Origin of the sequence: Moraxella haemolytica, from assembly GCF_030177935.1 — a bacterium.
GTDB classification, from domain to species: Bacteria; Pseudomonadota; Gammaproteobacteria; order Pseudomonadales; family Moraxellaceae; genus Moraxella; species Moraxella haemolytica.
On record NZ_CP089974.1, the window covers coordinates 571684 to 587624 of the forward strand.

A 15941-nucleotide genomic window follows, 5' to 3' on the forward strand; every position below is an offset into this window, starting at 1 on the left:
TCTTTGTTTGCCCAATGGAGTAATACTTCTTCGCCATTGTAGGGAATGGCGTAGGTGTCGCCCTTATAACGCCCAAAAAAGGTGAGCAGGTGGCGATATACGGCATTTTGGACATCTGTGTTGCCACTTAATTCATCGGCAGCTTTTTTAGGCAGGGTGTGGTTAAGATAATGGCTAATTATGCTGTTCTCTGCGTGAGCGGTGGCGTGGAAATTAATCCAAGTGATAAGCTAATTTCTGTCCCGCTTGTGGGGGCAGGGGGGGTAAATCCTGCTCATCCTTACCGCACTTTTAGTCGCAGGGTTGGCATTTAGCAGTGAAACCGCTCGGCATGATTTCTTTCTACTTTTTGTTCCTCAAACAAAAAACCGCCAACAAGCGGTCATTTTTTGAAAAAAATTTGCAAATATCGCCCTAACGAATGGGCGGAAGAAAAGCGTGCCAATTTTAGCACGCTTTTGCTCAAACGACACTACTTACTCAATTTCTCTACCTCATCTGCCATAAGCAAGCGTTCATTTTTATGGAACTGTTCTGCCATACAGAATGAGCCGAAAGAACTTAAGTGATCTTGATCGATATAAAGCGGAATACCATTAATAAAATATTCTTGAGGCAAATATTTTGCGGGATCAACCCATTGAACATTAGGAATATCCTTAATTAAATTAAAGATATACTGATTGCTTTCTGCTTTATTTCCTAACTCTTCAATCGGTTTTAAAAACCGCTCTAAACCATATTTCTCTAAAAACACAGATCTTAAGGGAGAACGATCTGCCACTTTCACATCAGCGAACACATACACTTTTTTCGTTTTAGCAAAATATGTCACCAAATTTATAAATTTCTGATCAAAATCTTCGATAAAAAATTCCTTTGGTACCATTCTCGGTACAGGGCCATTATTCCGTTTTAAATCATAAAACATAGAAATCATCACAATGGGATAAGGCTCATATTGTGCCAATAAGGTTTCGCATTCCGGTCGAACCTTACCCTCTATAGTCAAAGGCAAATGACATTTAATGGGCATCTCTACATTCCCTATATTCCCTATTGCCCAACCTTCACGATTACCGATATAGTGAAAGAAAGGATGTAAATGCCCTGCATGTGAGTCGCCAAAAGTGGCGACTTTTTTAGCCAGCTTATCATCCGCTGCGACAACATACTCTGGTATTTCTTTAAATGCGTTATTTCTTGTTGTTATTTGTTTTTTCATTACCAAGTTATAACTGATTAAGCAAACCGAAGGAATGAGATAGATAAGCACAAGTGCTTTTTTGAATGAAAGGGCCGATTTTCGAATCGGTTTCTCCAATAAAAAATAACTTAATAAGGAACAAATAAAATTTGCACCAAGAATAATGAGAACAACATTAAAACTTAATTGCTGCTTTGCCGTGATATAATGCGCCCAAGCAATAAACAGCCAATGGAATAAATATAATGAATAAGATAGTTTTCCGACAAACACCATTGGCTTAGAAGAAAAGAGTTTCTTTATCAGACTTTGGCTGTTTTCCATTGAAGAAATTAATATTGCCGTTAAAACACAAGGCAACAATAAACTGTCATTTAGTAATAAAGGCATATCTTTATGGAATAAAAACAAGCAAGCTAATAATGCGAAAAAGGCAATGAAACTCACGCAGTATTGAGACTTTTCCTTCCATTTTATCGGCTTTATAACCGCTAATATAGACCCAACTAATAGCTCCGGAAAGCGTAAGTTTGACGCATAATAGGTGTTATTTAATCCTAATGCCGAATAAATTGAGTCGGGTAATAAATAGGTAAACGTAAAAAATAAAAACAGGAAAAATCCGTTTAATTCTTCGTGTATAGAAGTGATGGAATGAAAAATCCCCTGCCATTATTTCTGTGGTAATAATTTTAGTGATTAAATAGCCCGAAATCACAAAGAAAATATCCACCCCAATAAAACCGCCCGAAATCCAGCGATCATCAAGATGGTAAAAATAACAGAAAGAACTGCCAATGCTCTTAGTCCATCAATTTCAGGACGATAAGTTATGGTTGGTTTCATAAATCATTGATTTCTCATTTTGGGACTGACATAGATTAGCCCTAAATCCCACACCATTTTCGCAGTGTTTTTAACTGCTCTTTTGGTGTTCCAAAGTTAGACCGAAATTCATATTCCTTCAAGAATAAAGGGAGATTTTTTCGGTCAATTCTGCTGTATTTTCGGAGCGTTCGTTTCGCTTGGCTCCAAAAATTTTCTATGCCGTTGATGTGATTGACATTGCCAGTAAATTTTGTAAAATGCAATACCCAAAAGTAACCAAACCTACTGATATCTAAAGTATTATATATCTTTTTAATGGCTGTATCAATAATGCTATTCGGTTATACCTTTTCTCAAATAATGTAAATGTAGGTCTTAATTTTAGCATTGAGCATGGTAAGGATAAAGACTGCAATAATTCAATCAACTGATGTTGTTTATAGGTATGTAAATACCTTTTTTATGGCTTTCTGGCATAATCTGAGATGGTTGTTTTGTATAATCCTGTATTTTCTCATGAAACCCACAATCAGCACTCATTCATCAAGACATCCGGCAATCTAACAATGCTGATTTTTATAACATATCCATTATCCCTGCGGACATTGTTGTCTTTTTCTTGTCGTGATTCTCTTAAGAGATTTATGGCGAAATGATGGCATTTTTGTGGAATTTTAGGTATGATAATGCGTTTAGTCAGTCATAATACGGATAAGCCATGAGTATGTTCACCAGTCATCAGCACGACCTAGTCATCTATAACACCATGAGTGCAAACAAACAGCCTTTTGTGCCGTTACAAGCAGGCAAGGTGGGTATGTATGTTTGTGGCATGACGGTATATGATTATTGCCATATTGGACATGCTCGTGTGATGGTGGCGTTTGATGTGATTTATCGTCATCTATTGGCATTAGGCTATGATGTTTGTTATGTGCGTAATATTACCGATATTGATGACAAAATCATCAATCGTGCCAATGAAAATGGCGAGACGATTGCCGAGCTTACCACAAGATTCATCACTGCCATGCATGCAGACGCTGACGCTTTAGGCTGTCTGCGTCCAAGCATTGAGCCAAAAGCGACCGAGCATATCGGCGAGATGCAACATATTATTGGTACGCTGATGGATAAAAATCACGCCTACACCAAAGGCGGAGATGTGTATTATGCGGTGGATAGCTTTAAAGAATATGGCAAGCTCTCTAAGCGAAATCTTGACGATATGCAAGCAGGTAGCCGTGTTGAGGTGGCAAGCGACAAGAGCAATCCATTTGATTTTGTACTGTGGAAAAAAGCCAAATTAGGCGAGCCAGCATGGGCAAGCCCGTGGGGTGATGGTCGTCCGGGTTGGCATATTGAATGCTCGGCGATGAGCGGGACTTGCTTGGGAGAGACTTTTGATATTCATGGTGGCGGGCATGATTTGCAGTTTCCGCATCATGAAAATGAGATTGCTCAATCTGAAGCCTGTACAGGTAAGACCTATGCCAACCATTGGCTACATGTAGGGTTTATCAATGTTGATGGCGAAAAGATGAGTAAGTCTTTGGGGAATTTTTCAACCATTAAAGAGGTGCTTGCTAAGTTTCATGGCGAGACCATCAGATTTTTTATCCTATCGAGCCACTATCGTAGTCAGGTGAACTTCTCTGATGTTGCTTTAAATGAGAGTCATACCGCCATCAGTCGTTTATATCATGCTCTAAAATCAGCCGAGAGTGTAGGTAAGGTTGTGGTTGATGATACCATCGTTTTGCAGGATTTTGCTAAAGGTTTTGTCAAGGATTTTATCTTGGCGATGAATGATGATTTTAATACACCAAAAGCAGTGAGCGTGCTGTTCTTGGTGGCAGGCGAGATTAACAAGGCGATGAAAGCAGGTGATGAACAAAGTGCCTTACAATATGGCTTGCTATTAAAAACCTTAGCGAGCAATCTTGGGTTATTGACTGCGTCTGCCAGCAAGTTTTTGCAAGCCAGTCTAGATGATGATGGATTGTCTGCTGATGTGATTGAAGCACTCATCAAGCAGCGAGCAGAAGCGAAGGCAAGTAAGGATTTTGCTCGTGCTGACCAGATTCGCCAACAATTAAAAGAGCAGGGCGTGGAGCTTGAAGATGGCCGTGCAGGGACGACTTGGAGACGAGTTTGACGGATATTGATGTAGCTAAGCCTATATCGGTTGGTTTTTAAATAAAAAAAGAGCATCACTCATTGATGCTCTTTTTTTATTTTAAGTTTTGTTTCAGATTTTTTTAAATGCGATGGTACAAGACCGCATTTGATGGTCATGAATAACTTACCAATAATCACTCATCTAAACTTTCTAGGCGAATACGAACGACAGGTTCGGTAACGGCAGATAGTTTTTCTATTTGTTTAATGGCTTGGTTCATTTGTTTTTCTAGGACGGGTAGTGTCAAGATAATAATTGGCACAAGTCCTGATTTGTGGGCATCTCTTTGCAAGATGGCGTCAATATTAATGCCGTTATCACTTAGAATGCGAGTGGTGTCAGCCAGTACACCCAGTTCATCTTTGACAGTCAGTCGCAGATAATAACCGCAGGTCATCTCATCACTAGATAAAATGCGAGTATCTGATAGCTCTTCTGGCACGAACGCAAGATGGGGAACATCGCTTGGTGTGGCGGCAGTGATGACATAAATCAAATCCATCACATCTGCCATGACTGCCGATGCGGTTGCACCAGCACCAGCACCATCGCCATAGTACAGCGATTGACCCAGTGGATGGGCATCAACCATCACTGCATTTTTTACGCCATGCACATTGGCAAGTAGGGTGGTGTCTGGGATTAGCGTTGGGTGAACACGCAGTTCAAAGCCATTTTCACGGCGAATGGCAAAGCCTAGATGTTTAATGTTGTAGCCCAGTTCTTTGGCATAGACCACATCTTGTAGGCTGACTTTGGTGATGCCTTCGCAATATACTTTGTCAAACTGAATGGGAATACCAAAGGCAATAGATGCCAATAGTGATAGTTTGTGGGCAGCATCAATGCCTTCAACATCAAAAGTAGGGTCAGCTTCAGCATAGCCTAGCACTTGAGCTTCGGCAAGCACATCACCAAATTTGCGATTCTTGGTCTGCATTTCAGTCATGATGAAGTTGCCTGTACCATTGATGATACCAGCCAACCAGTCTATTTTGTTGGCGGCTAGGGCTTCACGAATGATTTTGATGATCGGAATGCCACCTGCTACCGCTGCTTCATAACGCACTTGTACGCCATATTCATCAGCAAGTGCAAAAATTTCGTTGCCATATTTTGCCAGTAGAGCCTTATTGGCGGTAACAACATGTTTTTTATGGCGAATGGCGTGCATGATGACATCTTTGGCGATATCAGTACCACCGATGACCTCAATGACGATGTCCACATCATCAGCTTGGGCAATGGTCATCAGGTCAGCATTCTGTTGAATGCTAGGGTCAATATCATCACGGTGGCGGCGTGTGCCAACATGGGTGATATTGATGACATGACCACTGCGACGAGCCAACTCATCGGTATTGTCTTTTAGTAGATTGACCACGCCAGTACCGACAGTACCTAAGCCTAATATGGCAAGATTAATGGTTTTGTTCACAAGACGCTCTCAGATTCTGTCTATTTTAATAAAAGATGGGTGCTTAACTTATCATAACTTTGACAAAGTTGCTAGATACTTCACAAAATTTTTTATCTTCTGTTTTGTGTTCTCTTGTGTTTTAGCAAGTCTCCTAAATCACTAAGTATTTCTCCATCAATCTTTATATTCAATCGCAAGTTTGGCAAGCTCTTTAGCGGGTAAATAACCACCAATTTGTCGCCCTGATTCGGTAAAGACGGCAGGCGTACCGCTAACACCGATTTGATGACCAAGCTCTATATGACTTCTGACAGGGTTGTCGCAGGCAGGTGCGGTGATATTTTCGCCTTCTTTAGCTCGTGTTAAAGCGTCTTGACGATTGTTACTACACCAGATGGCCTCGGTGAGTTCGATAAATCTATCGTTTCTAGGCCAAGCCAAATAACGCACCTCGATACCTTGGGCGTTAATGTCGTCAATTTCGCTGTGTAGCTTTTGACAATAATGGCAAGTTGGATCAAAAAAAACATAAATGGCCGCTTTGGTCTCATTTGTGGCAGGGAAGGTGATCATCTCAGTCGGATCTACTTTGGTGAGTTTTTCTTTGGTGAGTGTGGACTGAAGGGCGGCAGTAATGTCAACTGGTCTTTCGCCACCAATATTGGCAATTTGCCCTTGGATTAGATGTTCGCCTTTGGCATCTGAAAACATGGGCGGTGCTTCATCAAAACTTACCCAATAGATACCGTCCATTGAAGTGGGTGTGGCAGACTTTACGGTCAGCTCAACGCCTGATTTTTTTAAATTTGCTTGCAATGCCGACACCAATGGGTCATTGGAGTTGCCTTGCGGTGTGGTTTGTTTATTGGCTGATTGACTGGTGCTTGTTGTTGAGACCTGAGCGTTAGAATTTTCGCTACATGCACTCAAAACAAGTGCTAAAGATAAAGATGATGTGGTGATGATGGTACGCAGCTTTATCATTGTGTTATTTTCCATTAAGGTTGTGGTAAAAAGTTTCAGGGATTATCGGTGATTGGCTGGGATTACTTAATAATCTTTATGGCTACTGATTCATAAAAATTAATAGTAATGCGGTGTGTATTGTAGTTAAAATTTATTAATTATGCCAAAATTTTTCTATAAATACCAGTGGTATGTTAGGGATTTTTGCTAAAGATGTGTTGGATATATGTTAAAAATATCAAAAATCATTTGCTTTGTTGTCGTAATTTTTGATAGAATACATCGTTATTTTACAACCTGCATAATCTGCCTTTTGATGACTGTTTAGTTCTTCTGTCATTACAAGCAGGTAAGCTCTAAAGGAAATAACCTATGCTACGCATTGCCTACGATGCACTCACTTTTGATGATGTGCTACTATTGCCTTCCTATTCAGAAGTCCTACCTAAAGAAACCACCCTAACCACTCGCTTAACCACCGATATTAACCTTAATCTGCCAATCATCTCTGCTGCCATGGATACTGTAACAGAATCTAAGATGGCGATTGCAATGGCACAGCTTGGTGGACTAGGTATCATACATAAGAACATGAGCATTGAGCATCAAGCCAGTCGTGTTCGCCATGTCAAAAAATTTGAGGCAGGTACGGTTGCTGATCCTGTAACGGTTTATCCGGAGGTAACCGTAGGTGAGCTACTTCGTATTACTCGTGAGCATAAAATCAGTGGCGTTCCTGTGGTTGAGCGTGGCACAGATAAGGTTGTAGGTATCGTTACTCATCGTGATTTACGCTTTGAGACCAATTTGGCACAGCCTGTGGCGAATGTCATGACTCCAAAAGAAAAGTTGGTTACGGTCAAAGAGGGTACGCCACAAGAGACTATTAAGGCACTGCTACATGAGCACCGCATTGAAAAAGTGGTGGTGATTGATGATGATTTTAGACTAAAAGGCTTGATTACAGTCAATGACTTTACTAAAGCTGAAAATAACCCAAATGCCTGCAAAGACGAAAAAGGTCGTCTGCGTGTGGGTGCGGCTGTCGGCACAGGTTTGGATACAGAAGCTCGTGTTGAAGCACTGGTTGCGGCAAATGTCGATGTGATTATCGTAGATACTGCACATGGGCATTCAAAAGGCGTAATTGATCGTGTGGCGTGGATTAAAAAGAATTATCCAAATATTCAGGTAATCGGTGGCAATATTGCCACAGGTGATGCGGCATTGGCACTCATGGATGCGGGGGCAAATGCTGTTAAAGTTGGGATTGGTCCAGGTTCTATCTGTACCACTCGTATCATTGCAGGTATTGGCGTGCCACAGATTAGTGCCATTGATAATGTTGCAACAGCACTGCAAGATCGCATTCCGCTCATCGCTGATGGTGGTATCCGCTTCTCTGGCGATATGGCAAAAGCGATAGCTGCAGGGGCGTCGTGCATCATGGTGGGCAGTCTTTTGGCGGGTACAGAAGAAGCTCCAGGTGAGGTAGAATTATTCCAAGGTCGCTACTACAAAGCATATCGTGGCATGGGTTCGCTAGGGGCAATGAGTGGGCAAAATGGCTCATCTGACCGCTACTTCCAAGATGCCAAAGAAGGTGTGGATAAACTTGTTCCAGAGGGGATTGAGGGTCGTGTGCCTTATAAAGGTCCTGTAACAGGCATCATCAATCAGCTGACTGGCGGTTTGAGATCATCAATGGGATACACAGGCTGTCGCACCATTGAAGAGATGCGTAAGAATACGACTTTTGTAAAGGTAACATCAGCAGGCATGAAAGAATCTCATGTCCATGATGTGCAGATTACCAAAGAAGCACCAAACTATCGCCAAAACTAACCCAACAAAAAAACACCCCATTTTTGAACCAACCCCCAAATCTTAAACACAGGATTAAAGGCTAGGTTGATAAAACTAAGTGGTTTCGCTAAGGACTAAGTTTTTGTACTTTACAGGACTTAGTCCTTTTAGCTTGCTCTTTATTCTATCATGATTGTAGTGGTGTATGTACTCATCAATGGTGATTTTAAGTTCATCAAGACTTGTAAACTTAGTTTGTTCATAAAAGACTTCCTGTTTTAGTGTGCCAAAAAAAAACTTTCTATCCCTGCGTTATCAAGACAGTTGCCTTTTCTTGACATACTTTGGATGATACCATTGTTCTTTAAGGTTTGTTGATAATCAAACATCTGATAATGCCAACCTCTATCAGAATGGATAATAAGTTTATCATCTTTACCAAGCCTACAAAGTGCGTTACTTATCATCTCTTGTACCAACTCATAAGTGGGTCGTTCTTTGATGGTGTAGCTGATGATCTCCCCATTAAACAAGTCTATAACGGGGGATAGGTAGAGTTTGTGGTAAGTTTTGTTGTTACTTTTACCACTGCTATTGGCATTATCATCACCTCTGCTTGATGCAACTTCAACCTTCAACTCTGTGATGTCGGTTGCCTACTTTTGATTAGGCTTTGTGGCTTGAAAGTCTCTTTGTAGCACATTGTCTTTTATCTTGCCTTGTTGTTCACCTTGATAAGATGAATAAGGTTTGTGTCTTTTTTGTCTGATTTTAGCTTTTAAACCCATGACTTGCATTAAGCGTTGTACCTTTTTGTGGTTGATGACAATACCTTGACTGGCAAGTTGGTTGTTCAGTTCTGCACAAATCCTACGATAGCCATATCTGCCTTTATGGGTATCGTAGATGTGCTTGATGTACTCTTTTAAGGATAAATCTTTGTCAGGCTTTTTGTTTTGATGAATGTGGTAATAAAACACACTTCTTGGCAAGTTAGCAATACCAAGTAAGGTGTTTAGGGCATGCTTATGCCTTAATTCTTGCACGATGGTTATTTGTTCTTTGTTTGTTGTTTCTGACGAATTAAGGCATCTAGCTTTTTTAGGTAGTCGTTTTCTGCTCTAAGGTAAGCCAGTTCAGCTAATAAGTCATCAACGCTTTTTTCATTGTCTGGTTTGGTTTGCCAATGGGATTTTGGTTTGCTTACTTGGTTTTTGTTGGTGCTGTGGCTTGAATTAGACATTATTTTTCTGCCTTTGGGTTTTGGGGTAATCCCCATTATACCAAAGGACTGATAAGACTAAAACCAATTGAGTAAAAGTGCGTGATTGCTAATGTTAAGCTCTATTGCCAATTGATGAGAGGGTTTACCAGCCATCATTTCTAAAACAGCGTTGTGTTTAAAATCTGTATCATAGACAGCTTTGGTATTGCGTCTTTTAATACCATCAATGCCATATGCTTGGTAGAGTTTGACCCATTGTTTAACAATGCTGTCTGTGGGTAGGTTAAACTGTTTATCAGTTTGTTTGTAGCTGTGTCTGCCCTGATAATATGCTATTGCAGACAACTTAAAGTTGGTTGTGTATTTTGCCATAGAAAAGCACCCCAAAGGTTAGAGTGTCTAACTTTTGGGGTGCGGTTCATCGTTGGGTGATTTTTTTATTAATAAAGCAGATACAACTGACTTTATAATAATAAATGGCGCACCTAGCGGGCATCACATAAAACACATAAATTATTGATATTTAAATAATTATTTTATATTAAATTTCAGTTATACCAGTAAATATACCAGTTTTTTTCAAAATAACCCCTGTTTTTTGCTATTTTGCCCTATTATTGCCATGTCATGCAGGTGTGCGAAAATTGGCGAAAAGCAGGGCGGTTTTATGTAACTTTATGTAACTTTATTATAGCCCCCACTTTCTCCATCTTTTCGGAAGTTTTTTTCAAAACAGAATTTTTTTATACACGAATAGGGGCGTGGTGTCCGCTGGTGTGGTGTTTGGTATTTTTTGCACGCCCCCCGACTGGTGTTGGTGGTGGATATACCCCCTATGGAATTTTGCCCACACGGAAAAAGTATTAGGGTGGCGGTCTTTAAAGACAAGGGTTTTTCACTTTAAACCTACCCCATCACATACCAGCCAGCACGGTCGCACGGTTCACGCCTGCTGTTCGGTGCTGGGGCGGTCGGTTCGGTCGGTGCTGGTGCTTATCTTTGTTGATGGCTATATCTAGGCGGTGGGGCTGGTGTTTGCGTGCTTGTTTTTATTATCAACATATTCACACCTTTTTAATGATGAATTAAAAATACACCCTATCATTGCCAAAAAGCAATTTCAAGAACTGTCTGACGAAATTCTACACCTATCTACCATTCGCCCAATGTCTGCCACCGACATTGCCAACATTGTGGCATTGGGTGGTCAATCAGGCATTGCCAAAGAGCAGTTAATGCAATTTGCTGACAGTGCAGTCAAAATGGGCGTGGCGTTTGACATTTCCGCCCAGCAAGCAGGTCAATCAATGGCGGAACTTCGCTCCGCTTTCCAGTTAGACCAAAAAGGCGTGGAAACCCTTGCTGACAAAATCAATTATCTTGGCAATACCACCCCTGCTGCTGCCAAAAGCATCATGGAAATTATCCAGCGAGTGGGGGCGTTTGGCGAGGTTGTTGGTTCATCAGCAGGGGCGATTGCCGCTGTTGGTGCAACCATTCGTGGCATGGGGGTGGCTGATGAAGTTGCTGCTACTGGCATCAAAAATATGTTTTTGGCACTTGGTAAGGGTGAGAATGCAACCAAAGGACAAAAGGAGGCATGGAAAAAACTTGGTCTTGACCATGAGCAAATCGCCAAAGATATGCAGACCAATGCTGAGGAGACAACGCTCAAAGTATTGGAATCTATCTCAAAACTTGAAAAGCATGAACAGGGGCAAGTCCTTGAGTCGTTATTTGGTAGCGAGTCTTTACTGGCTATCGCCCCTTTGCTATCGCAACTTGATACACTCAAAGGCAATCTAGGCAAAGTTAGCGACAGTACGCAATACGCAGGCTCGATGAATAAAGAATACGAAGCACGAGCCCAAACCACTGCTAATAATTTGCAGACGCTCAAAGGTCATATGACCGCTCTGGGGATTACCATTGGCTCAGTGGTGTTGCCTGCGTTAAATGGATTGATTGATGATTTAAAGCCTGCTATTGAAACAGTTATCGACTTTGCTAAAGCCAATCCTGAACTTGTTGCCACGCTATTTAAGGTGGTGGCTGCTCTTTTTGCCTTTAAAGCAGGCTCATTGGCGGTTCGATTTGGTTTTAATCTGTTATTTGGTGGTCTTTTATCTGGGTATGGGGTAGTAGCTCGTTTTATAGGTGCTTTTAGGCTGGTTAATGCGTCCATTCGTCTTTTCCAGATGGGTAGGAGCTGTCTCCGCTTTGAGATTGTTTGGGTTGTCTGCTCGTCAAGCCCGCACTGCCATTAGTCTGTTTACAGGTGGGTTTAAATTGATTCGTTCAAGGGCGACTGGCTTTGTGTCTGTACTGGGCAAAATCATGACTTTTGCAAGGCTATTTGGTTCATCGCTTGTCAGTGTAGGCATAAAAGTCGGTCAAGCCTTTATGATGATTGGACGAGTGGCTTTAATAGTAGGTCGCATGATGATGGCTAACCCCATTCTTTTGGTAGCGATGGCAATCGCTGGTGTGGCGTATCTGATTTACAAGAATTGGGATACTATTAAGCCAATGCTTGTGGCATTCTGGACGAGCATCACACAGGCGGCAAGTGCCGCTTGGCAATGGCTGGTTGGTATTTGGAGCGGCTTTACCGCTTGGTTTGGTAATCTTTGGACGGGCATTACTGCCTGGGCAGGCAACGCTTGGACAGCGATAACAACAGGGGCAAGTGTTGCTTGGGGCTGGCTTGTTGGTATTTTTATCGACAATAGCACTACCGCCAATATGAATATTCGTCTTGGTCAGCTTATCAATCGCTTTGGCATAAGGAGCCATCTGCTCAGCCAATACAGGATCAGCTGCAATGATGGTGTATGCCTCCTTGTATTGACGATGGGCAATTAGGCTTTGGGCTAGGTGTGCTTTAAACAGCTGATTATCTGGATAATCTTTAACCAGATTTTGATATAAGGTAATAGCGGTGCGGTGATCTTGATGCTTCGTGGCAATGGTCGCTTTCGCCCAAGTAACCATCGGTGTCTCTATCAATGCTTGTGGCTGTGCCTCATAAATGGGCAATAAGATCTCTACACCATCACTCTGATGATACACCAATGCCGATAACATTGCCCTTGCTAACAGCTCTGGCTGTGCCAACAGCATCTCATCATCCACCGTCATTGTCTCTGTCTGCTTGATATCGATGGGTAATTGCGTTTTGGTAGGCTCAGGGATTTTAAAAGGCTGATCAACAGATTACAATCGTCTGTCATCTTAGCTTTGTTCATCGATCCGATTGGCATGAGCCTGCATGAATGGCAAAAGCACAGCACCAATGAGCAGCGACACGGACATATTTTTTATAATACATTGATACATGGTAATTTCTCATAACTCTGTCAAATCGCCAAAAAATAAGGCTCAACCCAATCATGTGATGGATTAAGCCTACATTCTAACGACACCTAAAACTTCATCTCCAACGCCAGCGTATAATTTCGCCCTGGGGCAGCGTAGCGAGCATGACTTGTACCGACATCTTGATTGACAGCATTGATGGATGATTGACGCACACTCTCCCAAGTACTGTATTTATAGTTCATCAGATTATACACGCCTGCTCTTAGTGTGATGTTGTCATGAGGCATATAATAGCCAGTTAAATCGTGTGTGTACCAACTGCGGCTACGCTTACTGGGTACAGCGATGGCAATCTCATGACCATAGTAGGCACTGCCGGTTAATTCATCAGGATTTTTGGCTTTAGAATAGGTCAAGCTGTGATTAAATCCCCATTTGCCACTGGGTGCATCATAGCCGATACCTGCGACCACACGAGATGGCTGAATGGCATCTAAAATCGGGTCAGTGGTCATGGTATAGCCATCGTAGATATGTCGGTCTTTGACCTTGACACGATTATACGCCAGATTAGAATACAGGCCGTCTGGCAGTTTGTCATAGACTCCATACCAGTCTATTTTACCCAAAACATTGATGCCCTCTAAAGTGATGTTTTGGATATTATAATAATCGCTCAAGGTGTACTGACCTCGTCTGTTGCCTTTGGCGATAAGGTCTTTGTAGTGATTGCGAAAATAGCTCGTCTCAATCGTACCAAATCGCCCTTGTAAGCCAACACCAAACTCATGGTTGGTGGATTTTTCTGGACGTGGGGCGATGCGATTTTTATAATCTTTGTCAGCAATGTCATTATCTTTGCCTGATGCACCCACCCGAATGCCATACATCTCATAAAAGGCAGGCACTCTAAAGCCGTTAGAATAACGATAAGACAGTGCCAAATAGTCTTTGGGGTGTACTGTAAACCCTGCATTGTATGACCAATTTTTATAATTATCCACCGCCGTCCAGTCATCATCAGTACTAAAGCGGTGATTATCATAACGCACCCCAAGCCCCAAATCCACCTTATCACCCAGTGCAATGTGGTCTCTTAGTGCCATAAAACTGTGCTTGCCTGTGATGATTCTTGGTTCACAGTTATTATTGTCAGTACTTTCGTTGTTGCAAGTAATGGCTGATTGTAAGGTTACAGGCACTCGTTTATAAATGCGAGGTTTGTCATAACTGCCATTATGACCCTGCTTATATTCATTATTATAACCGCCAGATGCATAGCTGTATGCCAGAGCACCACGCTCTAGTGTGGATTTGACATCGCCTATCCCAATCAGTGTCTGAAAGCGGTGTTTGGATTTGCCAAGTTCAAAGTTCTTTTGTAAATTAAGCTGAGCTAATTTGAGTTTTTCTTCGTATTGATTAAATTCACGTCCAGACCATGACCATGGCTTATCCACACTTGCCTGACAGCGACTCATATTGGGATAATCACTGCAACGCTGTAAATACACCGTGCTATCCACGCCGATGGTTTGATGGTCTAGACTAAGCAATGCTTTATCAATCAGTCCTGTTTGAGAGGGACTCTTAAATTCGTACGACACACCAAAGCGCTTTTTTTGGTGTTCTTCATCAAAAAATCGAGTGCGACTGTATCTAGCACCATATCTACCACTTTCTCCTTTATTAAATACAAGTCCTGACAGTGGATTGTCCGCCACATCAACGATACCAGAATTGCCCACCGCAAGACCCGTCTCAGCATTGATACTGCCTTGAGTTAAATCTACGCCTTTAGGGATGTCTGCTTTGGTGTAATAAGCAGGTAGGGTCATGTCCTGAATATTATAGTGCTGTTTGGTATGCTCTATGACCATGCCCAAACGATGGACATCACTCACATCATAACCTGCCTTATAGAAAATGGATTGGCTTTTATAATCCATCGGATTGGCGTGCACTCTGTCGATGCCTGTATAGTCTTTGGTGCTGGCGGTGCGTGTTGGATAGCGGATTTTGTCTGCCTGTTCCTGCTCTTTACTGCTTAAGGCAGGCGAGGTACGAATGGGCAAGACATCGCTGTTAATACTGGCAAATGGCAAAGGTGTGCAGTCCAGTGTTGGACAATCATCTTTGACTAAATAATAACTTCTGCCATAAGTGTCAGGCTTACGCAAGTCATAACGATCAAAGTAGCCTTCTAGTGGCTGATAGCTGTGTAAATACTCATCAATGGCTTTATGACCTTTGATCTCTTTACCCTCTTTGTGGGTATAGATAAGCAGGTTATCAAATTTGCCCATCTTAAATGCCCCAGCCACTGACTGTATCCATTGGTCGTTTTTACTGCTGTAGGCAGTTTTAGTGTCCAATCCCCAACTCTGACCTTCCTTGATGACATCAGATGAATCTTTGGTGGTCAGCCCCACTGCACCGCCCAATGCACCACTGCCATACTCTGCTGAGCTTGAGCCTTTGCTAAGCTCAATACTTTTGATGTTCTCGTATTCCACCTCATTGATTGCCCCAGAGCCAGCCTGTGTTTGGATTGAGCGATAGGATTGGGCTTGAGACAAACCATCAACCACGATGGCAACACGATTTTTATCCACGCCACGCATGGCATAACCTGAGGTTGCTCCTCGCCCTTGCTCAACCACGCTGATACCTGGGTCATAGCGTGTCAAATCACGAATGCCAAGAACCATCTCTTTATTGATGTCTTCAGTGCGTTTGACGACTTTGCCAAGCCCTGTAATTTCGTTGGTTTTACGGGTTGCTTGACGCTTAATTACCGCATTTAGTGCCTCAAGCTCAACACTTGGGTCATCGTTTTCATCAGCAAAGGCGGGCGTACCACACATCGCCATACTGACCGCTAAAAATAGCAGGCGGTATCTTACTTTTAACTCATTATGATTCATCGTGATTTTTCCATAAACTTGACAAAAAGCCACCCTAAGACGCCCAGACGGCGACTTTT

At 42.1% G+C, this 15941-nt stretch carries 14 protein-coding genes and 2 pseudogenes; 4 read left to right on the forward strand and 12 right to left on the reverse strand.

The features are described 5' to 3' along the window. Nucleotides 1-170 precede the first annotated feature (170 nt). Nucleotides 171-314: a hypothetical protein gene (locus LU276_RS02700; protein WP_284674139.1), complete on the forward strand. Its 144-nt coding sequence runs from the start codon at nt 171-173 to the stop codon at nt 312-314. Between the two features lie 158 nt (nt 315-472). On the opposite strand, the gene LU276_RS02705 is transcribed toward LU276_RS02700, so the two are convergent. The 4 genes and pseudogenes from LU276_RS02705 to LU276_RS10050 form a co-directional block, all read right to left on the reverse strand. Beyond that, the gene (locus LU276_RS02705; protein ID WP_418001282.1) at nt 473-1822 is read right to left on the reverse strand and encodes an acyltransferase family protein; all 1350 of its coding nucleotides are present in this window, start codon (nt 1820-1822) and stop codon (nt 473-475) included. Next, entirely contained in the window at nt 1755-1940 is a 186-nt protein-coding gene (locus tag LU276_RS10045; RefSeq protein ID WP_418001276.1) for a hypothetical protein, read from the reverse strand. The genes LU276_RS02705 and LU276_RS10045 overlap by 68 nt, the downstream gene beginning before the upstream one ends. Then, entirely contained in the window at nt 1922-2053 is a 132-nt protein-coding gene (locus LU276_RS02710) for a hypothetical protein (RefSeq protein WP_284674141.1), read from the reverse strand. Before LU276_RS02710 ends, LU276_RS10045 begins: the two co-directional genes overlap by 19 nt. A 41-nt stretch (nt 2054-2094) precedes the next feature. Then, nucleotides 2095-2376: pseudogene (locus LU276_RS10050) on the reverse strand (IS1595 family transposase); the annotation flags it as partial. Between the two features lie 383 nt (nt 2377-2759). Between LU276_RS10050 and cysS the strand changes: the two are divergent. Continuing rightward, nucleotides 2760-4193, forward strand: coding sequence for a cysteine--tRNA ligase (gene cysS / locus LU276_RS02715; RefSeq protein WP_470365341.1), 1434 nt, complete (start codon nt 2760-2762; stop codon nt 4191-4193). A 157-nt stretch (nt 4194-4350) separates the two neighbouring features. Here the strand turns inward: cysS and LU276_RS02720 are convergent, their stop codons facing one another. After that, complete coding sequence (locus LU276_RS02720) at nt 4351-5655, reverse strand: homoserine dehydrogenase (protein ID WP_284674143.1); 1305 nt, start codon at nt 5653-5655, stop codon at nt 4351-4353. Nucleotides 5656-5811: 156 nt separating this feature from the next. After that, nucleotides 5812-6621, reverse strand: a complete 810-nt coding sequence (locus LU276_RS02725) for a DsbC family protein (protein WP_284674144.1) — start codon at nt 6619-6621, stop codon at nt 5812-5814. Nucleotides 6622-6975: 354 nt separating this feature from the next. Between LU276_RS02725 and guaB the strand changes: the two genes are divergently transcribed. Beyond that, on the forward strand, nt 6976-8448 hold the full coding sequence (gene guaB, locus LU276_RS02730) for an IMP dehydrogenase (protein WP_284674145.1): 1473 nt from the start codon (nt 6976-6978) through the stop codon (nt 8446-8448). Nucleotides 8449-8523: 75 nt separating this feature from the next. Here guaB and LU276_RS10055 read toward each other — a convergent pair. The 4 genes and pseudogenes from LU276_RS10055 to LU276_RS02750 form a co-directional block, all read right to left on the reverse strand. Further along, a pseudogene (locus LU276_RS10055) lies at nt 8524-9062 on the reverse strand (IS3 family transposase); the annotation flags it as partial. A 3-nt stretch (nt 9063-9065) separates the two neighbouring features. Next, nucleotides 9066-9455, reverse strand: coding sequence for an IS3 family transposase (locus LU276_RS10085; protein ID WP_284673631.1), 390 nt, complete (start codon nt 9453-9455; stop codon nt 9066-9068). A gap of 5 nt (nt 9456-9460) precedes the next feature. Continuing rightward, on the reverse strand, nt 9461-9652 hold the full coding sequence (locus tag LU276_RS02745) for a hypothetical protein (protein WP_284673630.1): 192 nt from the start codon (nt 9650-9652) through the stop codon (nt 9461-9463). A 57-nt stretch (nt 9653-9709) separates the two neighbouring features. After that, nucleotides 9710-10006 (reverse strand): helix-turn-helix domain-containing protein, encoded by a 297-nt coding sequence (locus tag LU276_RS02750; protein ID WP_284673629.1) that lies wholly within the window; start codon nt 10004-10006, stop codon nt 9710-9712. Nucleotides 10007-10677: 671 nt separating this feature from the next. Here LU276_RS02750 and LU276_RS02755 point away from each other — a divergent pair. Then, complete coding sequence (locus tag LU276_RS02755) at nt 10678-11901, forward strand: phage tail tape measure protein (RefSeq protein ID WP_284674146.1); 1224 nt, start codon at nt 10678-10680, stop codon at nt 11899-11901. Nucleotides 11902-12058: 157 nt separating this feature from the next. On the opposite strand, the gene LU276_RS02760 is transcribed toward LU276_RS02755, so the two are convergent. After that, a complete protein-coding gene (locus tag LU276_RS02760; protein WP_284674147.1) occupies nt 12059-12775 on the reverse strand; it encodes a tetratricopeptide repeat protein in 717 nt (238 codons plus the stop codon). Between the two features lie 284 nt (nt 12776-13059). Further along, entirely contained in the window at nt 13060-15882 is a 2823-nt protein-coding gene (locus LU276_RS02765; RefSeq protein WP_284674148.1) for a lactoferrin/transferrin family TonB-dependent receptor, read from the reverse strand. Between the last annotated feature and the right edge of the window lie 59 nt (nt 15883-15941).

Bases quoted from the DNA above. Each gene is read 5' to 3' on its own strand.
- LU276_RS02700 (WP_284674139.1), top strand. From the start codon at position 171: ATGGCTAATTATGCTGTTCTCTGCGTGAGCGGTGGCGTGGAAATTAAT.
- LU276_RS02710 (WP_284674141.1), bottom strand. From the start codon at position 2,053: ATGAAACCAACCATAACTTATCGTCCTGAAATTGATGGACTAAGAGCA.
- cysS (WP_470365341.1), top strand. From the start codon at position 2,760: ATGTTCACCAGTCATCAGCACGACCTAGTCATCTATAACACCATGAGT.
- LU276_RS02725 (WP_284674144.1), bottom strand. From the start codon at position 6,621: ATGATAAAGCTGCGTACCATCATCACCACATCATCTTTATCTTTAGCA.
- guaB (WP_284674145.1), top strand. From the start codon at position 6,976: ATGCTACGCATTGCCTACGATGCACTCACTTTTGATGATGTGCTACTA.
- LU276_RS02745 (WP_284673630.1), bottom strand. From the start codon at position 9,652: ATGTCTAATTCAAGCCACAGCACCAACAAAAACCAAGTAAGCAAACCA.
- LU276_RS02750 (WP_284673629.1), bottom strand. From the start codon at position 10,006: ATGGCAAAATACACAACCAACTTTAAGTTGTCTGCAATAGCATATTAT.
- LU276_RS02760 (WP_284674147.1), bottom strand. From the start codon at position 12,775: ATGACGGTGGATGATGAGATGCTGTTGGCACAGCCAGAGCTGTTAGCA.
- LU276_RS02765 (WP_284674148.1), bottom strand. From the start codon at position 15,882: ATGAATCATAATGAGTTAAAAGTAAGATACCGCCTGCTATTTTTAGCG.